Here is a 19,299-nt window from a genome sequence, read left to right as displayed (position 1 = left end):
CGCGTCCCACCCTCTCCCCTCATCCTGAGGTGGCGGCGCGGAGCGTCGCCCTCGAAGGATCCTCCGGGGATCGCGCGGGAGCCGGAGGATCCTTCGAGGCGGCTGCGCAGCACCTCAGGATGAGGATGCGGGTGGGACGAGCGTGAAGGTCAGGCTGCCTCGGCCCGGCGCTCGCGGGCGGCTTCCAGCGCGCGGACCCGCGGGATCACCTGCTCGCCGAAATATTGCACCTCCTCCTGGAAGTGCAGGAAGGCGAGCAGGGCGAGATCGACGCCGGCATCCTTGAGGGCGAGGATGCGCTCGGCGATCTGGTCGGGCGTGCCGATCAGGTTGGTCTTGAAGCCGTCGTTGTACTGGACGAGATCCTCGAAGCTGGATTTTGCCCAGTTGCCCTCGCCTTCGGGGGAGGCCTTGCCGGCGTTCTTCACCTCGTGGCCGAAGGCCTTCACCGCGTCCGGATCGGCATTCTCGATGATCTCCTGAAGGACGGCGCGGGCCTCCTCCTCCGTCTCGCGGGCGATGACGAAGGCGTTGACGCCGACCTTCACGGAATGGCCGTTCGCCTGGGCCTTGGCGCGCAGATCCTCGACCTGCGCCCGCACGCCATCGGGCGTGTTGCCATTCGTAAAATACCAGTCGGAGACGCGGGCGGCCATGTCGCGGGCGGCGCGCGAGGAGCCGCCCTGGAAGATCTCCGGCAGGTTCGGCCCCGGCTTCGGCTTCAGGGTGTAGTTCGTGTAGCGGTAGAAATCGCCGCGGAAGCTGAAGGCGTCCTGCGTCCAGATCCCGCGCAAGGACCGGATGAACTCCTCCGAGCGGCGGTAGCGCTCGTCGTGGTCGAGCCAGGGCTCGCCGATCGCCCGGAACTCGCCGGAGAACCAGCCCGAGACGATGTTGACCGCGATCCGTCCTTCCGTGAGCTGGGCGATCGTGGCGATCTGCTTGGCCGCGAGCGTCGGGTTCCAGGGGCCGGGCAGGATCGCGGCGATCACCGTCAGCCGGGTCGTGGCGGCGGCCAGCGCGTGGCTGAAGGCGACCGATTCGTGCTGGTACTCGGCACCGTAGCCGGCGGTGAAGCGGATCTGGGTCAGCGCGTAGTCGAAGCCCGCCGCCTCCGCGATCTGCGCGAGCTTGCGATTATAGTCCGCGTCCCAGCTCGTGCGCTGCGCGATCTTGCTGATGACGAGGCCGCCCGAGACGTTGGGCACCCAGTAGGCGAAGCGGATCGGTTCGGAGGCGGAGGACGGGTTTTGAAGCGACATGGTGGCGCGGCGCTCGCTTTGATCTGGAACAGTTCGAGATGAATGCGGTTTTTTCGGCTTCATCATCTTGTTGTGTCAGATCATTGCTGCGGAACAAGCTATCGTCAAAGGAATGATTGGGCGTTTTTTCAGCTCATCGCGAAAGCTCGTTCTTCATCGTACGGCATCCGGGCGAAGAACGTTGTCGTTGAATACGATCCGCCATCGAGACCCCTCCGAAACGAAAAGAGCCGCCCGGTCGGGGCGGCTCTCGGTCGATCGCGGATCGTGGTGGCGGGTCTTCAGTAGACGCCGCCGGCCTGGGCGGCGGCGCCGGCATCGGGCGGCACCGCGGCGGGGGCGGCCGGGGCGACGTAGGAGTCCGGCGGGGCGGTGCCGGGCTTGAACGCCTCCAGAATCGTGCCGCCGCCCTCGCCCGAGCCGGCGCGGGTGCCGGACGACGCATTGACGCGGATCAGCTTGATCCCCGCCGGCACGCGGAACGGGGTCGGCGGCTTGTCCTTGAGCGCCACCTTCAGGAAGTCGAGGACGATGGGGGCGGCGAGCCCGCCACCGGTCGCCCGGTCGCCGAGCGAGCGCGGCTTGTCGAAGCCGAGATAGACGCCGACCGCGAGATCGGGGGAGAAGCCCACGAACCACGCATCCTTGGCGTCGTTCGTCGTGCCGGTCTTGCCCGCGAGCGGCTTGCCGATCTGCTTGAGCAGGGTTGCGGTGCCGCGCTGGACCACGCCCTCCATGATCGAGACCATCTGGTAGGCGGTGAGCGGGTCGAGCACCTGCTCGGACTCGTCCACGAGCTTGGGCTCGTCCTGGCCCGACCACTTCTCCGCGTCGCAGCCGACGCATTTGCGGTTGTCGTGGCGGTAGATCGTCTCGCCGGTGCGGTCCTGGATGCGGTCGATCAGGGTCGGGCGGATGCGGCGCCCCCCGTTGGCGAGCATCGAGTAGGCGGTGACCATGCGCATCACCGTGGTCTCGCCGGCGCCCAGCGACATCGGCAGCACCGGCAGCAGGTCGTCGTAGACGCCGAAGCGGCGCGAATACTCGGCGATCAGCGGCATGCCGATATCCTTGGCCAGCCGCACCGTCATCAGGTTCTTCGAGTGCTCGATGCCGTAGCGCAGGGTGTGCGGACCGCCGGACTTGCCGTCGTAGTTCGAGGGCGACCACGCCTCCTGGCCGGGGCCGGCCTCAATGGTGATCGGCGCATCCTGCACCACCGAGGACGGGGTGTAGCCGTTGTCGAGCGCCGCCGAGTAGACGATCGGCTTGAACGACGAGCCGGGCTGGCGCATCGCCTGCGTCGCGCGGTTGAACTCGGATTCCTCATACGAGAAGCCGCCGACCATGGCGTGGACGCGCCCCGTATACGGGTCCATCGCGACGATGGCGCCCGACACTTCGGGCTTCTGGCGCAGGCGGTAGGTGCCCTTGGCCGGATCGATCGCCTCGACATAGACCACGTCGCCGGGCTTGACCGCGGTGGCGACGGCGCGGCCGGTCCACTTCACGCCCTCGGCGGTGATCGCGCCGGTCTCGCGCTCCTTCGAGAGGGCGCCGCCGGCCTCGCGCTTGGGCTGGAGCCCGATCTGCGCCACGCCGCCATTGGTGTTCAGCACCACGGCGAGGCGCCAGGGGGCGATGTCGCCGAGCGCGGGCATCTCGGCCACCGCCAGGCCCCAGTCGCGGCCGGTGAGATCGACCTTATGCTCGGCCCCGCGCCAGCCGCGGCCCTGATCGTAGCGCACGAGGCCGTCGATGAACGCCTTGCGCGCGAGCGCCTGCATCTTCGGGTCGAGGGTGGCGCGCACCGAGAGGCCGCCCTCGTAGAGCTTGCTCTGGCCGTAGCGCTCGGAGATCTCGCGGCGGACCTCCTCGGTGAAGTAGTTGGCGTTGGCCGCGTTCGGGAAGGCGACGCGCGGGTTGACGCCGAGCGGCTGCTTCTTGGCCTCGGTGCCCTCCTCGGCGGTGATGTAGCCGTTCTGGGCCATCAGGCCGATGATCTCGTTGCGCCGCGCCAGCGCCTGCTGCGTGCGCCGGTAGGGGTGGTAGTTGTTCGGCCCCTTCGGCAGCGCGGCGAGATAGGCCGCCTCGTTGATCGTCAACTCGTGGACGGACTTGCCGAAGTAATCCAGGGCCGCCGCCGCGACGCCGTGCAGATTGCGGCCGGGGACGATGGTGCCGAGAAAAATCTCGTTGAGGTAGAGTTCGAGGATCTTGTCCTTCGAATAGGCCGACTCGATCCGCAGCGCGATCAGCGCTTCCTTGATCTTGCGGTCGTAGGTCTGCTCGGCCGAGAGCAGGAAGTTCTTGGCCACCTGCTGGGTGATGGTCGAGGCGCCCTGCTTCTTGCCGGACTGGGCGTTGGTGAGGATCGCGCGGACGATGCCCTCGGGGTCGATGCCGCCGTGCTTGTAGAAGTTCTTGTCCTCGGCCGAGAGGAAGGCGGCGACGACGATCTTCGGCATCGCCTGGATCGGCAGGTAGAGCCGGCGCTCGTGGGCGTATTCGGCCAGAAGCGAGCCGTCCGCCGCGTGGACGCGGGTCATCACCGGCGGCTCGTAATTGGCGAGCGCGGCGTGGTCGGGCAGGTCCTGGCTGTACTTCCAGTAGAAGAACGCGCCGACCGCGGCGGCGAGGCAGAACACCACCGCGCCGGCCGAGAACAGGAAGGCGAAGAATCGCAGGATGAAACGCATCCGGGGTCCGTTCCGTCGCTCGTCCGCTGCGCGCCGATGAAGGCCAAGCGCGAGGGCCTGCCGCGGGCACTGGTGAGGCCCCGCGTGGCCGCGCCTCTTGTCAGGCGGACGGGGGGCTCGTCGAGCCCCGTATCGACACCGGCTCTATGGTGAAACTGGGGCGATGCAAGGGGACCGCTCGAAAGCGATCCCCTTAAGCTTTTGTCCGCCTCAGTGTTTCTCACGAAACGCCCGCCGCGCTGTCATCGCCAGAACGGGAACGGTCGGAGACCGGGAGTTTTGTGAGGCACTCTCAGTCGCCGGCGCCCGCCTCCGCGGGCCGTCTCGGTTCCCTGGGCTCTCGCTCCGCTCGACGCCTCGGCAAAGGCCGAGGCGCGCTTCGCGCCGTGGAGCCGTGTCCGGCTCCTCAGGGTCGGAACGCGATCGCGCTTTTCCCGTTCTCGGCGGAGCGCGCTCCGAACGCCGCCGGACGCGAAAGCGTGGCCCGGCCGGAGAAGAACAGGTCCACGGCCTTGGCCATCGAACCCGTCACCCGCATGCGCCACTCTTCCGATTGCAGCTTCTCGAGGTCGCTCTTGCTCGACAGGTAGCCGAGTTCGATCAGCACGGAGGGCACGTCGGGGGAGCGCAAAACCTTGAAGCCGGCCTCGCGGTGGGGCTTCGTGCTCATCTCCATCACCGGGGAGAGCTGGCCCATCAGCCGGCCGGCAAAGCCCGAGGAGAAGCCGCGGGTCTCGCGCAGGGTCAGTTCCTGGAGGATGTCGGCGACCTCCGCCGGGGCCTCGCCGGATTCGGTGCCGGCGGCGGCGTCGGCCCGGTTCTCGCGCTCGGCGAGCTTAGCGGACTCGTTGTCGGTCGCCCGCTCCGAGCCGGTATAGATCGTGGCGCCCTTCACCTGGGGTGCGGCCGAGATCGAATCGGCATGGATCGAGACGAACAGGTCGGCCTTCGCCTCGCGGGCGATGCGCACCCGCTCGGCCAGGGGCACGAACACGTCGCGGTCGCGGGTCATCAGCAGGCGGTAGCGGCCGGTCTGTTCCAGGCGCTCGGCAAAGGATTGGGCGAAGCCGAACACGATGTCCTTCTCGAACACCCCCGTGGCGGCGATGGCGCCGGGATCGGTGCCGCCGTGGCCGGCATCGATGACGATGAGCGGGCGCGTGTCGGCGGTCTCGCGCACGGGCGCGGCCTTGCCCGCGGCGGCCGGGCTCGGATCGCCCGCCACCGCCGCCTTGCGGAAGGTGTCGCGATCGACCTTGCGGAAGGGAATCGAGACCAGCACCGCGCCCTCGCGGGTCTTGACCGTCTCGATCGGCTCGACCACGGCGGGCCCGGCGAGGTCGACCACGATGCGCGAGCGGCCCGGGGCGAACAGGCCGTAGCGGAACGAGGCGATGGCGCCGTCGCGCTTGCGGCCGCTCATCTTGCCCGGCTCCTGATCGAGCTGGAAATTGACCTCGGGCAGGTCGATCACCGCCCGGTCCGGCCGCTCCATCACGAAGGCGCGGGCCTCGACCGCCTTCGACAGGGTGAGGGTGAGCCGGGTCGTGCCGTCCCGGGTCGCGGTCTCGGCGGCGATCGCCACCGCCGCGCCGCCGGGCTGCTGGCTGCCGGGGCCGTCTTGAGCCGGCGCGGGGCCGGCGGCCAGCACCAGGCCGCCCGCGAGCGCGAGGACGGCGATGGGGCGGACGAGTCCGGTGCGGGGCAGGCGGGTGCTGTGCGGCATCGGGCGGCCAAGGGTCCGGGGAAGCCTCCGATACGAGATACGGCCGAGATGGTTAACCGTTCCTCACTTCGCCCCCGCCGATCCCGGCGCCGCTGTTGTGCCGGAGCGACACTGCCTGTCGCCACCCGTGTCCTGCCCTCCCCCTCCCCTGCCATCCCCATCCCCCTCCACCTCCCCTGCCATCCCGACGGGAGTTCCGCCGTCCCGACGGGTTTCGCCGGGTTCAAGCCCGTGGGGCGGTCTCCGGTTGTGGTCTGCCGGTTCACGGGAACGTGCGCGCGATGGCGCGCGCTCGTGACGAAGTGGCGATGGCCGTCATACGGAACCCTTGCAATTCTCCCGCGACACTCTGTAATGATACCGACCCCATTCCCGGGTTGGCGCTTCGGCGGCCCCTGGGCGCGCCCGGGGCATGTCGGCGCCCACCTCGCTCGAATCAGCAGCGTCAGTCGGCGCCTCCCGGCATCCGGGCGGGTGTCACGGCATTCGCGGCCTCCCGATCATCCGGGGCGGTCGTGCCCATGAAATCTGTACGGGCCGCTTGCCGGCCCACCATCTTCGCGAGGCCGGATCAGGATGGGAGGACGCACAGCATCGGTTGCCGCTGCTCGTGCCGAAGGCGCGCGGTTTTCGCGTCGCCTCGCCCCTTCCGTCGCCCCGGCCCTGTTCAACCCCCACCGCGCCGATGCCCGGCGCGTCAAGGCGGTTGACGGCAATCCCCTCCCCGCATCCACCGCGACCTCGGCGACGAGGCCGGCACGCGCCCATCTCCTTCCGGCCCGCAGGCCGGGGGCGGCGCCGCCGGGACCAAGCGGCGCGAGCGTGAGGAGAACGACGTCGGCCGCCATGTCGAAAGCACGTCATGGCCAACAACAAGATGCTCATCGATGCGATGCATCCGGAGGAGACCCGGGTCGTCACAGTCCAAGGCTCGCGGGTCGAGGAATTTGATTTCGAGGCGGCCAACCGCCGGCCTCTGAGGGGCAACATCTATCTCGCCAAGGTCACCCGCGTGGAGCCCTCGCTCCAGGCGGCCTTCGTCGAGTATGGCGGCAACCGCCACGGCTTCCTCGCCTTCAACGAGATCCACCCCGACTACTACCAGATCCCGATGGCCGACCGCCTCGCGCTGATCGAGGCCGAGGCGCGCGAGGAAGAGGAGCACCGCGAGCGCGAGGAGCGCCGTCCGCCGCGGGGCCGCCGCTCGCGCGGGCGCCGGGCCGAGGCCCGCGGCTCGCGTCACGACGACACGGTGAAGTCGCAGGACGCGGGGTCCGAGGCGGTCTCCGAGAACGACGCGATCCCCGGTGAGGGCCGGTCCGCCGACGCGCCCGCGCCGGAGGCGATCGAGGCCGTGCGCGCCGCCCTCGTCGAGGAACGCGGCGAGGGCGACGCGGCCTCCGCCCCGGTCGAGGCCGGGGGCGATGCCTCCGCGAGCCTGCCCGAGGCGGCGCTGGAGCCCGGCGCGCCCGCCGAGGAGGCGCCGGCCGCCGACGCCGCTCCCGCGCAGGATACCGGGGTCGAGCCGTCCGACATCGCCGCGATCTCCGAGGCGCCGAACCCGCCCGTCGCGGATGCCGAGCCGTCGGCCGAGGCCGAGACGGTCGAGCCGCAGCCGGTCGCCGCCACCGCGCCGCTCTCCCAGGCCGAGGCCGAAGAGGCCGAAGAGGCCGAAGCCGAGTCCGACGAGGACGGAGAGAGCGACGAATCGGACGACGAGGATGCGGAGGACGACGAGTCCGACGAGGATGAGGACGACGACGAGGCCGAGGACGAGGATTCGGACGACGAGGACGACGACGAGGAATCCGAGGACGGCGAGCCGCGCGTCGCGCAGGTCGGCGGCTCGGGCGATGCGCTCGCCGAGATCCCCGAGCGTCCGCGCGCCTATCGCCGCCACTACAAGATCCAGGAGGTGATCAAGCGCCGCCAGATCATCCTCGTCCAGGTCGTCAAGGAAGAGCGCGGCACCAAGGGCGCGGCGCTCACCACCTACCTGTCGCTGGCCGGCCGCTACTCGGTGCTGATGCCCAATACCGGCCGGGGCGGCGGCATCTCGCGCAAGATCACCTCGGCCGCCGACCGCAAGCGCCTCAAGGAAGTGGTCGCCGACCTCGACGTGCCGGACGGGATGGGGATCATCCTGCGCACGGCCGGCGCCTCGCGCACCAAGCCCGAGATCAAGCGCGACTTCGAGTACCTGATGCGCCTGTGGGAGAGCGTGCGCGAGCTGACGCTGTCCTCGACCGCCCCGGCGCTCGTCTACGAGGAGGGCTCGCTGATCAAGCGGGCGATCCGCGACCTCTACAACAAGGATCTCGACGAGGTTCTGGTCTCGGGCGAGGACGCCTACCGCGAGGCCAAGGACTTCATGCGGATGCTGATGCCCGGCCAGTCCAAGGTCGTGAAGCCCTACCGCGATCCGACGCCGATCTTCGCCCGCTACGGTGTCGAGCAGCAGCTCGACGCGATGTTCTCCACCCACGTCGCCCTGCGTTCCGGCGGCTACCTCGTCATCAACCCGACCGAGGCGCTGGTCTCGATCGACGTGAACTCGGGCCGCGCCACCCGCGAGCACGACATCGAGGACACCGCGCTCAAGACGAACCTCGAGGCGGCCGAAGAGGTCGCCCGACAGGTGCGCCTGCGCGATCTCGCCGGCCTCGTCGTGATCGACTTCATCGACATGGAGGAGAAGCGCAACAACCGGGCGGTCGAGAAGCGGCTCAACGAGGCGCTCAAGAACGACCGGGCGCGCATCCAGGTCGGGCGGATCTCGCCCTTCGGCCTCCTGGAGATGAGCCGCCAGCGCATCCGCACCGGCGTGCTCGAATCCTCCTCGATCCCCTGCGCCCATTGCGGCGGCTCGGGTTTCGTGCGGGCGACCTCCTCGGTGGCGCTGCACATCCTGCGCTCGATCGAGGAGGTGCTGCTCAAGTCGGCGAGCCACAACGTCGTGCTGCGCACCCGCACCGAAACCGCGCTCTACATCCTCAACCAGAAGCGGGCGCACCTGTTCGATCTCGAGCAGCGCTTCTCGGTGACGATCACCATCTCCGCCGACGACCGGCTCGTGGCGACCTCCGCCTTCCAGCTCGAACGCGGTGAGCCGGCGGTCAAGCACGAGGGCCCGGTGACGGGCGTGCGCGCCGTGGCGATCTCGCCGGTCTACGAGGCCGAGGAGTTCGAGGACGAGGCGATCGAGAGCCAGGAGACCGAAGAGGTCGAGACCGAGGTCGAAGCGGAGGCCGAGGGCGCATCCGAGGAGCGCCCGGCCGCCGATGCGTCCGAGGAGGGCGGTGGCCGTCGCCGCCGTCGCCGTCGCCGTCGCGGTGGTCGCACCTCCGGTGAGGGCGAGGCCCGCGCGCGGGACGAGGACGGGACCGACAGCGAGGACGGGGCCGAGGACGGCGCGGAAGACGGCGACGATGTGCCCGATTCCGAGCTGGAGACCGCCGAGGCGGCTCTCGGCGCCGCGGCCGAGCCGGACGAGACCGCATCGGACGCCGACGCCAACGGCGAGGACGCCAATGGACGCCGCCGTCGCCGCGGGCGCCGGGGCGGTCGCGGCCGCGGCCGGACCGAGCGCAACGGCCGTTCGGATTCCGAGCAGGATTCCGAGGCGGACGAGGCCGGCGCGGTGCGGGCCACGGAGGATTCCGAGGCGCATCCCGAGGAGACGGCCACCGATACCCTGCCGGTCGGCCCCGAGGAGCCGTTCAGCGATGCCGACGTGAGCACGGTCTCTCTCGCCGCCGAGAACGGCGCCGCGGCCGAGCTGCCGCCGGTCGTCCGCGCGTCGGAGGTCGAGCCGATCCAGGCCGAGTCCTTCGCGGCCGCCGCGACCGAAGCGGCAGCGCCCGCTCCGGCCGCCGCCGAGCCCGCGCCGGAGCCCGTCGCGGTGGTGCTGACGCCGCCGGACCCGAACCGTCCCAAGCGGGCCGGCTGGTGGTCGCGCACCAAGGCGGCGCTGTCGGGCGAGTGAGGTAAGGCGCGGGATCGCCGATCCCGCGCACGGCTCCGGACGCATCTTGACGCTTGCGAAGCGGGGTCCGGCTCAGCCGGGCCCCGCTTTGCAGTTCGAGGTTCGCCGGAACTCGAAGGACGAGCCTGTGCCCGGCTTCGAAAAGAGCCGGATGCGGCGCTGACAGACGCCGAGGAACTGACGGGCTACGCGGCCGTCATCCAGCAGGTGTCGGTTTACAGGTCCCCCGAAACGACGGGGAGACCGCGGGGCGAACGTGACGCGCAGGCGAATGCGGCGGCCGGCGTGAATCCGCCGACGTGTAGGCCGGGCACTGTCGAAGATGCGCCGTGCTGTCAGCGGCGGAGCGCGAGGCAGGTGCCCCTCGGGAGAAGCCGAGTGACCCGACCGGCAAATGGTTGACCAATCAGACCCGCTACGGTTGTAGACTTTCGGGATTCTCCCGATTGGAGTGCGGGCGGTGGCACGGTTTTGCTCTTGGCTGGCCTTCTCGGCCCTCCTGCTGGCCGTAATCTACCAGGGCGGTCGAACGACGATCCTGGCACAGGGCATCGCGGCGCTTTCCATCGTCGTGCTGTTCCTGCATTCGTTGCTGACCCTTGGCGTGATCAGGGCGGCGGCCTTCTTCGCGATCTGCCTCACGGTGACCTTCGCGATCGAGAATCTCGGCGTCGCCACCGGATTTCCCTTCGGGGCCTACAAATTCCTTGTCGCGCCCGATCTTCCGCATGTGGGCGCGATCCCGGTCATCGTCGGGCCGCTCTATTTCGGGGTCGGCTATCCCGCTTGGATCATCGCCTGCCTGCTCCTGGGAACCGATGTCCGCGGTCCGGCGAACCGCCGGGAACTCGCCTTCACGCCCGTCGTCGCGGCCTTCACCCTGACGCAGTGGGACGTGGTCATGGACCCGGCCAGCGCCACGATCGGACGGGCCTGGGCCTGGTTCGAGAGCGGCGGCTATTTCGGCGTCCCGCTCTCGAACTTTTTCGGCTGGTTCCTGACGACGTGGCTGTTCTTCCAGGGCTTCGCGCTGTTTGCCGATCGAGATCGAGGCCGACGTCGGATCATCCGGCGGAGCCCGGCCTTCCTGGCGGCGCCGGTGCTGCTCTACGCCGCCTCCGCGCTCTGCCACCTGCCGCCCCTCCTCGACCCTGACACGGCCGTCGTGGATGCCGGCGGACGCTTCTGGTCTTCCGCTGACATCCGCGAGACGGCGGCGATCATGGCCCTGTTCACCATGTTCCCGGTCGCCCTTGTCGCCTTGATGAAGCTGGCGGGGATGGCGGACCCGCTGGGCGACGAAACGGTTCATGCGGACCGGCACACGCATGTTCCGGCCTCCTGAAGGGGGCGATCCGCGAACCGCTCCGGCGGCTCAGCCCAGCCAACCCTTCAGCCGCGCCACCGCCTCGGCGCATTCGGCGTTCGAGCCGGCGAAGGAGAAGCGGATGTGGTGGCCGCCCTCCTCCGGGTCGAAGTCGAGGCCCGGCGTCGCGGCGACGCCCGCCTCCTCCAGCATCCGCCGGCAGAAGGCGCTCGCGTCGTCGGTGTGCCGGGCGATGTCGGCGTAGAGATAGAAGGCCCCGTCCACCGGGTGGATGTCGCTGAAGCCGAGGGACGGCAGCGCGTCGAGGAGCAGGGCGCGGTTGGCCGCGTAGCCCTCGCGGATCGCGACGATCTCGTCGAGGGTGTCGAAGGCGGCGAGCGCCGCGACCTGCGAGAGATAGGGCGCCGAGATGTAGAGGTTCTGCGCCAGCCGCTCGATTCCCCGGACCAGCGTCTCGGGCACCACCATCCAGCCGACCCGCCAGCCGGTCATGCAGTAGAATTTCGAGAAGGAGTTGATGACCAGCGCGTTCGCATCGAATTGCAGCGCGGTCGCCGTCGGCACGCCGTAGCTGAGGCCGTGATAGATCTCGTCGGAGATGAAGGGCAGCGAGAGCGCCCGCGCCGTGGCGCAGAGTTCGGCAAGCCGGGTCGGCTCGATCACCGTGCCGGACGGGTTGGCCGGGCTCATCACCAGCAGGCCGGAGAGGGGCTGCACCGCATGGACCGCGCGCACCAGTGCGGGGGTCGGGGCGTAGCGGTCTTCCGCGCGCAGGGTCAGCGGCTGCGGGATCAGGTCGAGGGCGCGCAGGATGCCGTCATAGGCCGGGTAGCCGGGGCGCGGCACGCCGATCCGGGCGCCCGCATCGAACAGGGCGAGGAAGGCCAGCACGAAACCCGCCGAGGAGCCCGTCGTCACCACCACCCGCTCCGGCGAGAGGCTGACGCCGTAGGTTTCGGCGTAGTGCCGGGCGATACGCTCGCGTAGGCGCGCAAGCCCGAGCGCTTCGGTGTAGGGGATGCGCCCGTCGGCGAGCGCTCCTTGCGCCGCCGCGATCACCGCGCGGGGCGCGGGTGCCGAGGGCTGGCCGACCTCCATGTGGACGACGCCCTCCCCGCGCCGCTCGCGGGCGCCGGCGGCGGCCATCACGTCCATCGCCAGGAAGGGCGCGACGGCCTGGGCGCGGCGCGAGAGGACGGGATCGGGGCTCAAAGGCGGGCTCCTCACGGGAGAGGCGGGACCCCGGTCAGGTAGACCCTGCCGGCGCCCCGCTCAACCGCGGGAGGCGTCTACCAGGTGAGCTGCGCCCGGCCGATGACGAGGCCGGCGTCTCCAGCTCTTTATTTTGACGCGCATCCTTTCGACGAACCGGGCGCCACTTCGTCGGAATGCGCTCTGGATGCCGCCGCGCACATCCCCCGATTCGAGGCCGATGGCGGACGGGGCCGCGTGTGGGCGCCCTGTGAAGCGGGCCGGATCCGCCGCGCGGGAGCTCCGCTTCAGGGCACCGTCTGCACCGCCCGGCCGAAGGCCTGTACCAGCCCGCCCTCGAGCTTGCCCTGCATGCCCGACAGGATCGAGAGCGCGTCGCGGCTCGACATCGGCGCCTTGTAGGGGCGTCGCTCGATCAGGGCGGCATAGATGTCGCAGATCGTCAGCAGCCGCACGGGGTCGCCGATCGCGTCGGCGCAGAGCTTGTCCGGGTAGCCCGAACCGTCGAGCATCTCGTGATGGTGGCGCGTCACCGCGAGCGTGACCGCGTCGCAGCCACCGGACTCCGTCAGAATCTCGTGGCCGATCGGCGCATGGGTCTGCATCACGGCCCTCTCGTCGTCGTCGAGCCGGCCGGGCTTGTTGAGGACGGCGAGCGGGATGCGCGACTTGCCCACGTCATGCACCAGCGCGGCGCGGGTCATGAGCTGTTTGTCCGCGGCGGAGAGGCCGAGGCTGTGGGCGAAGGCGGCGACGACGCCGGAGACCAGCAGGCAGTGCTGGAAGGTCACGTCGTCATGCGCCCACACCTCGTCGAGCCAGCGCGACAGGCCGCCCTCGTGGATCGCGTCGAGCACGGGGGCGATGCCCCGCTCGACGCTCGGCATGTCGATTGGGCCGGACTGCGCCGATTCGAACAGGCGCGTCATCAGCGTGCCCGCCCGCTCGGTCTCGCGGGTCACCACGAGGTCGGCCACCGACTTCTCGGGCCAGACCTCGCGCACCAGCGAGCCGACGATCATGCGTGGCTCGGCCAGCGCCGACAGGCACAGGGTGGCGCCGAGGTTGCGCGCCTCGTTGAAGGCGGATTGCTCGTGGCCGCGCGTCAGGCAGATCAGAGGGGTACGCGCGCGCCCGGGACGGTTCGCCAGCAAGCGCAGGCAGCGCTTGGCTTCGGGGCGGCTCAGGGTGATGTCGGCGATCACACCGCGGAAGAGGCCGATCCGGTCCCAGGTCTCATCGGTGCCCACGACCCGGCACTCGGTGACCGCGCGCACGGCCTCCACCAAGTCCTGGCTACGATCCGGGCGGTCGCTCAGCACGACGATCACGCTGCCCTCCCCGTTCCGGCCGCATCCTAGCTTTCCCGGAATTTGAATTGCATCATTTAGCAAATTACTAAGATCGAACGACTTTCGGTTGAGCCGCAGGACGGGGCGGTCGCCGCGAAATCGCCGCAGCCCGGGAGCAGGAACGGCGCGAGGCCCTTCAGGGCGTTCCCGTCCGGATCAGATTCGGGTCGGCGCGACGGATGCGCCGTGCCATAGTTTCGTCGGCGGGGCCGGTGGGAACGCCTTGTCGATGGTCCCGGCCGGGATGTCGTCCCCGACATGCATTTCGAGGTATCGATGAAGCTCTTCCGCTCCGTTTCCGTCTTCGCCCTCGCCGGCGGCCTTGCGCTCGGTGCGGCCGTCGGCGCCCGCGCGGAGGATGCCGCCCCCTTCACCGACGCCCAGCGCAAGGCGATCGAGGGGATCGTCAAGGACTACCTCGTCAAGAACCCCGACGTGCTGCAGGAGGCGATCGCCGAGGGCGAGCGCCGCGCTCAGGAAACGCAGAAGCTCGCTCAGGCCGCCGCGCTGAAGGAGTCGCGCGAGGCGCTGACGAACTCGCCCCACGGCATCGTCGCCGGCAACCCGAACGGCGACGTCACCGTGGTCGAGTTCTTCGACTACAATTGCGGCTATTGCCGCAAGGCCTTCACCGACGTGCAGACCCTGATCAAGTCCGATCCGAAGCTGCGCGTGGTGCTCAAGGACTTCCCCGTGCTCGGCGCCGAATCGCTGGAGGCGAGCCGGATCGCACTCGCGGCCAAGCTGCAGCTCAAGCCGGAGAAGATGTTCGACTTCCACGCCAAGCTGCTCGAGACCAAGGGCCGCATCAACGGCGAGCGGGCGATCGCCGTGGCCAAGGAATTCGGTGCCGACGTGGAGCGCCTGAAGAAGGACGCGCAGGGGCCGGAGGTGAAGGCCGCCCTCACCGAGAACGTCGGCCTCGGCGACAAGCTCAGCCTCTCGGGCACCCCCGCCTTCGTCATCGGCGACGAGATCCTGCCCGGCGCGGTCGGCGTCGAGCCGATGCGCAAGACCATCAGCGACATCCGCCAATGCGGCCACGCGAGCTGCTGAGCCGACCGACTCGGTTAGGCGCGTGAAGCGGGGCTGGCGAAGGGGCGATCACCCAAACGGGGATCGTGCCGTTCGTCGGGCGCGATCAGGGCAACCGCTCCCGAGCGATTCCTGGGCCCGGTGCGGATCGACCGCACCGGGCCCTTTTTCGTCAGGCCGCCGCGGGGCGGGGATCGCTCCGGAGCGGGCGCTCGCCGCGGATGCCGGGCTCGTTGCCGGCCTCGGGCCGTGCCTGGCCGCCGGGATAGGGCGGATCGGGGTTCACCCACTCCGCCCGCTGGCGCGGCAGGGCGCAAGGGTGCTCCTTCTGCAGGAAGCCGATCATCTTCTCGCGCACCTCGCAGCGCAGGTCCCAGGTCTGCGGCGCGTTGCGGGCGCTCACCAGCATCCGCAGCTCGATCACGCCCTCGCGCGCGTCCGAGACCTGCAGGTTGACCACGTTGCCGTCCCAGAGCCGGGACGCCCCGGCGATCCGCCGCAATTCCGTGCGCATCGCCTCGATCGGCGCCCTGTGATCGACGTAGAGGAACACGGAGCCGATCAGCGAGGCGCCCTCTCGGGTCCAGTTCTGGAACGGCTTCTGGATGAAGTCGGTCAGCGGCAGGACGAGGCGGCGCCAGTCCCACAGCCGCACGACGACGTAGGTCGCGTTGATCTCCTCGACCCAGCCCCACTCGTTCTCGACGATGACCGCGTCCTCGATCCGGATCGGCTGGGTGATGGCGATCTGGATGCCCGCCACGCGGTTGGAGAGCACCGGCTGCATCGCCAGCCCGAGGATCAACCCGGCCGCGCCCGCCGAGGCGAGCAGGCTCACCCCGTATTGCCGCACCGGCTCGAAGGTCATCAGCACGATGGCGATCGTGACGAGGGCGACCAGCGTCAACGCCGCCCGTTCGAGGATGCGCATCTGCGTGAAGTGCTTGCGGGCGAGCAGGTTGTCTTCCGCATCGAGCTTGAACCGGCGCAGGTAGATCACCGTGGCGATGTGGATCGCGGTGGCGCAGGTCCAGCCCGCCAGCGTCACGAAGGCGACGAGCAGCACCTAATTGAGGACGAGCCGGATCTGCCACGTCAGCGGCGCGGTGGAGACCGCGAGCGCCAGACTCATGACCAAGCAGCGCGAGCCGGCTCGGCCCCCGGGTGCGTGACACCAGCGAGCGCCAGAACAGGCTCTTCCCGCTCACGGCCCTTTGCGCGAAGCGGTAGGCCACCCCGTGCAGGGGCAGCACCAGCACGCAGCAGCCGGCCAGCAGGATCGGGCTCGCGACCCACCAGGGCAACTGCACGATCCAGCCGATCAACTGATCGAAGAATGCGCGAACTTCCGCCATCGATCACCTCCTCGTCAGGGAGCAATGATCGCTGCCGGGCACGGTTCCGCACTGCACAATAGGGCTGGAAGACAGCCCGAGAGGACGTAGTTTTTTGCAAGCCGGACGGCCGTCCGCCGGTTCGCCGGCCCGCAGGCGACGATGTTCGCGGTGTCTTCGTCCCGACTGCTGTCGTGACAGAAGGATCGTCGCGCTCACGGCTCATGGCAGGGCGCGCCGGGCTGCCATCATCGGTGCTCTGCCGAAGCAACGTCCGCTCCCTGGGGATCCCTTGCCCCGACTCAGATAGCTATCTTATAGGTTGTTTAATCGTCGAATTTGAGGAAAATAAAACCTGAGGTATGATTGCGCAGCTTGCCGACGCCACTCCTGAAAAGGTAATGAAATGGAGCTTTTTGATAGTCGTTGGTACGCATCACAGATCGGCGACAGTACAATATCGACTGATATGCTCGACCACTATCGTAAATCTGGTAAGTTTAGAGGTTTTTCGCCATCTCCGTACTTCGATACGAGTTGGTACGTTGCGGGTGCAGGCATAACGCTCGATAAAATCGAAAATCCACTCGCGCATTTCATCGAATTCGGCGGTGCGTCGCTTTGCGATCCGCACCCTCTTTTCAATACAAAATGGTACAAGTGGACGTATATGGGTGGTGAGGAATCGAATCTTCCGCCGCTCATTCACTATCTCTCGATAGGATGGCGAAACGGCGCGAAGCCTCACCCTTTGTTTTGGGCGGATTGGTATCGATGGAGATATATGCCGAAAAATAGTGATATGGATCCATTCTACCATTTTATTACAAAAGGGGATCGAAGCGATTTCAATCCAAATCCACTTTTCGACACCAAATGGTATCGGGACAGGTATGGCATTCCATCTAATGAAAACGCTTTGAAGAACTATGTTTATGGTGGTCACGAGATGCGTGATCCCCATGTGATGTTCAACTCGGCGTATTATCGTTCCGTCGTGTCGTGTGATGCCGTAAGTCCCCTGGAGCATTATTTAACAGAGCGAACGGGTTTCGATCCTTGCATTTTGTTCGATGCCGATTATTTTGCGAGCCAATACGAGAGGGCATTTTCTGAAAAAGTTAGTGATAAAGTCCCTAATTTTGTACAATACGTAGAATCTAGTAAGATATGCGACATAGATCCGCACCCGTTGTTCTCGAAAAAATATTATTATGATCGGTATAAAGATGTTGGATCTTCCGGTCTGGATCCTTTTGAGCACTATATGAGGATAGGTTACCGGGAGAAAAGGCAGCCCCACGCTTTTTTCGAGCCGGATCACTATTTGGATCTGCGTCCCGGCGCGGGGGGGAGCAATCCGCTCGTGCGCTCCCTGACGATGGGCATCGTTCGAATGCTTCTGCGTGCTGCCCCTGGTCACCGGATACGGCGGAAGAAGGGCTCGTCATAAGCTGTCAGGATAGCCAGCCCTGGCGCGGAGAGAGCCGTTGCGCCGAGCCTTGGTCGTGCTGGCAAAATCCGAGGGCTGGGTAGCGCCGCCGACGGTGCCTCCAGCGGCTGATGCTGAGGATGCCCGGCGGTTCCCCCGCGAGGTCGTCACCGACCGGGAATACTCTCCTCCCGCAGCGCCCGGCGCAGCACCTTGCCGACATTGGTCTTGGGCAGGCTATCTTGGATCACGATCCGGCGGGGCACCTTGTAGCCGGTGAGGCTCGCGCGGGCATGCGCCCGGAGCGCGTCCGGCTCCACCGACGGATCGCGCAAGACCACGTGGGCGACGACCATCTCGCCGCTCTCGCCGCAGGGCGCGCCGACCACGGCGCATTCGACCACCGCCGGATGGGTGGCGAGCACGTCCTCGACCTCGTTCGGGTAGACGTTGAATCCGGAGACGAGGATCATGTCCTTCATCCGGTCGACGATGCGGATCTGCCCGTCCGGCGTCATCACCGCCACGTCGCCGGTGCGGAAGAAGCCGTCGGCCGTCATCGACGCCCGCGTCTCCTCCGGGCGGTTCCAGTAGCCGGCCATCACCTGGGGCCCGCGCACGCAGAGTTCGCCCGGCACGCCGAAGGGCAGCACCGTGCCGTCCTCGGCCCGGATCGTCACCTCGGTCGAGGGCAGCGGATAGCCGATCGTCCCGGTCCAGTCGGCGAGTCCGAGCGGGTTGACGCTCACCACCGGCGAGGTCTCCGACAGGCCGTAGCCTTCGAGGATGGTCTGGCCGGTGATCGCCTTCCAGCGGGCGGCCACTGCCGATTGCACCGCCATGCCGCCGCCGACCACGTACTCGACCTGCGAAAAGTCGACCGTGCCGATCTTCGGGTGATTGTTGAGGGCGTTGAACAGCGTGTTCACCCCGGCGAAGTTGGTGAAGCGGGTGCGGCTGAGCGTCTTCACGAAGCCGTCGAGGTCGCGCGGATTCGGGATCAGGAGGCAGCAGCCGCCGAGCCGGAAGAAAAACAGGAAGCAGGCCGTCAGCGCGAAGATGTGGTAGAGCGGCAGCGCCGTCACCGCCACGTGCCCGTCCCCATCCGCCGCCGGGGCGCGGAACCAGGCCCGGCTCTGCTCGACATTGGCCATGATGTTGCGGTGGGTCAGCATCGCCGCCTTGGCGATGCCGGTGGTGCCGCCGGTATATTGCAGGAAAGCGACGTCGCCGGGCTCGATCAGGACCGAGGGCCGCTTGAGGCCGCGGCCTGCCCGCACCACCGCTTCGAACCGGAGGGTCCGCCCGGCCGGCAGGGTGTAGGGCGGCACCGCCCGCTTCAGCCGCCGCGAGACGAGATCGACGATCCGTCCCTTCAGCCCCAGCAGGTCGCCCGGGCCCGCCACGACGATCCGCTCCAGGCTCGGCATCTGCGGCAGCGCCTGCCCGACCGTGTGGCAGAAATTCTCCAGCACGAAGAGGACGCGGGCGCCGGAATCGTTGATCTGGGCGGCGAGTTCGCGCGGGGTGTAGAGCGGGTTGACGTTGACGACGGTGCAGCCCGCCACCAGCACGCCGAGCAGCGCGACGGGACAGGCCGGGACGTTGGGCATCATCACCGCGACGCGGTCGCCGATGCCGTCCGCACCCTTCTCGCTGCCTTTGCCGGCCTTGCCGTAGCCGTTGGCGGCGAGCCACGCCGCCACCGCCTGCGCCGCGGCACCGATCTCGCGATAGCGCAGGCTCGCGCCGAAGCAGGTGATCGCCGGGCGCTCGGCGAAGCGCAGCACGCTGCGGTCGAACAGATCGACCACCGTGCCGACGGAATCGACGTCGATGTCGGCGGGAATGCCGGGGGGATAGGCGGCCAGCCAAGGACGCTCCGCGCTCCGGTCCTGCGCCATCCTCGTCTCTCCTGCCCTGTGGCCCGCGGCT

The 19,299-nt window shown here is 68.4% G+C and carries 10 protein-coding genes and 1 pseudogene; 4 read left to right on the top strand and 7 right to left on the bottom strand.

The window, feature by feature from the left end:
• Nucleotides 1-149: 149 nt before the first annotated feature.
• The 3 genes from sfnG to E4V01_RS19140 all read right to left on the bottom strand — a co-directional run bounded on the left by sfnG (nucleotide 150) and on the right by E4V01_RS19140 (nucleotide 5,687).
• Nucleotides 150-1,262, bottom strand: coding sequence for a dimethylsulfone monooxygenase SfnG (gene sfnG / locus E4V01_RS19150; RefSeq protein WP_135299416.1), 1,113 nt, complete (start codon nucleotides 1,260-1,262; stop codon nucleotides 150-152).
• Nucleotides 1,263-1,543: 281 nt separating this feature from the next.
• A complete protein-coding gene (locus tag E4V01_RS19145; protein ID WP_060770967.1) occupies nucleotides 1,544-3,961 on the bottom strand; it encodes a penicillin-binding protein 1A in 2,418 nt (805 codons plus the stop codon).
• A 406-nt stretch (nucleotides 3,962-4,367) separates the two neighbouring features.
• The gene (locus E4V01_RS19140) at nucleotides 4,368-5,687 is read right to left on the bottom strand and encodes an N-acetylmuramoyl-L-alanine amidase (protein WP_060770966.1); all 1,320 of its coding nucleotides are present in this window, start codon (nucleotides 5,685-5,687) and stop codon (nucleotides 4,368-4,370) included.
• An 862-nt stretch (nucleotides 5,688-6,549) separates the two neighbouring features.
• Here E4V01_RS19140 and E4V01_RS19135 point away from each other — a divergent pair.
• A complete protein-coding gene (locus E4V01_RS19135; protein WP_135299415.1) occupies nucleotides 6,550-9,672 on the top strand; it encodes a ribonuclease E/G in 3,123 nt (1,040 codons plus the stop codon).
• Nucleotides 9,673-10,132: 460 nt separating this feature from the next.
• A complete protein-coding gene (locus E4V01_RS19130) occupies nucleotides 10,133-11,017 on the top strand; it encodes a carotenoid biosynthesis protein (RefSeq protein WP_245517613.1) in 885 nt (294 codons plus the stop codon).
• 30 nt (nucleotides 11,018-11,047) lie between these two features.
• On the opposite strand, the gene E4V01_RS19125 is transcribed toward E4V01_RS19130, so the two are convergent.
• Together E4V01_RS19125 and E4V01_RS19120 are read right to left on the bottom strand one after the other, a co-directional pair.
• A complete protein-coding gene (locus E4V01_RS19125) occupies nucleotides 11,048-12,211 on the bottom strand; it encodes a pyridoxal phosphate-dependent aminotransferase (RefSeq protein ID WP_135299413.1) in 1,164 nt (387 codons plus the stop codon).
• Between the two features lie 287 nt (nucleotides 12,212-12,498).
• The gene (locus tag E4V01_RS19120) at nucleotides 12,499-13,542 is read right to left on the bottom strand and encodes an HD-GYP domain-containing protein (RefSeq protein WP_135299412.1); all 1,044 of its coding nucleotides are present in this window, start codon (nucleotides 13,540-13,542) and stop codon (nucleotides 12,499-12,501) included.
• A gap of 297 nt (nucleotides 13,543-13,839) precedes the next feature.
• On the opposite strand from E4V01_RS19120, the gene E4V01_RS19115 reads away from it, so the two are divergent.
• On the top strand, nucleotides 13,840-14,619 hold the full coding sequence (locus tag E4V01_RS19115; protein WP_003604931.1) for a DsbA family protein: 780 nt from the start codon (nucleotides 13,840-13,842) through the stop codon (nucleotides 14,617-14,619).
• A 151-nt stretch (nucleotides 14,620-14,770) separates the two neighbouring features.
• Here the strand turns inward: E4V01_RS19115 and E4V01_RS19110 are convergent.
• Nucleotides 14,771-15,953: pseudogene (locus E4V01_RS19110) on the bottom strand (mechanosensitive ion channel family protein).
• A gap of 385 nt (nucleotides 15,954-16,338) precedes the next feature.
• Here E4V01_RS19110 and E4V01_RS19105 point away from each other — a divergent pair.
• On the top strand, nucleotides 16,339-17,385 hold the full coding sequence (locus tag E4V01_RS19105) for a hypothetical protein (RefSeq protein ID WP_135299411.1): 1,047 nt from the start codon (nucleotides 16,339-16,341) through the stop codon (nucleotides 17,383-17,385).
• A 146-nt stretch (nucleotides 17,386-17,531) separates the two neighbouring features.
• Here E4V01_RS19105 and E4V01_RS19100 read toward each other — a convergent pair whose 3' ends face one another.
• On the bottom strand, nucleotides 17,532-19,268 hold the full coding sequence (locus tag E4V01_RS19100; protein ID WP_135299410.1) for an AMP-binding protein: 1,737 nt from the start codon (nucleotides 19,266-19,268) through the stop codon (nucleotides 17,532-17,534).
• Nucleotides 19,269-19,299 lie beyond the last annotated feature (31 nt).

The organism is Methylorubrum sp. Q1 (assembly GCF_004683995.1).
Classification (GTDB): domain Bacteria; phylum Pseudomonadota; class Alphaproteobacteria; order Rhizobiales; family Beijerinckiaceae; genus Methylobacterium.
This window is presented reverse-complemented; position numbering and strand designations above follow the sequence as displayed.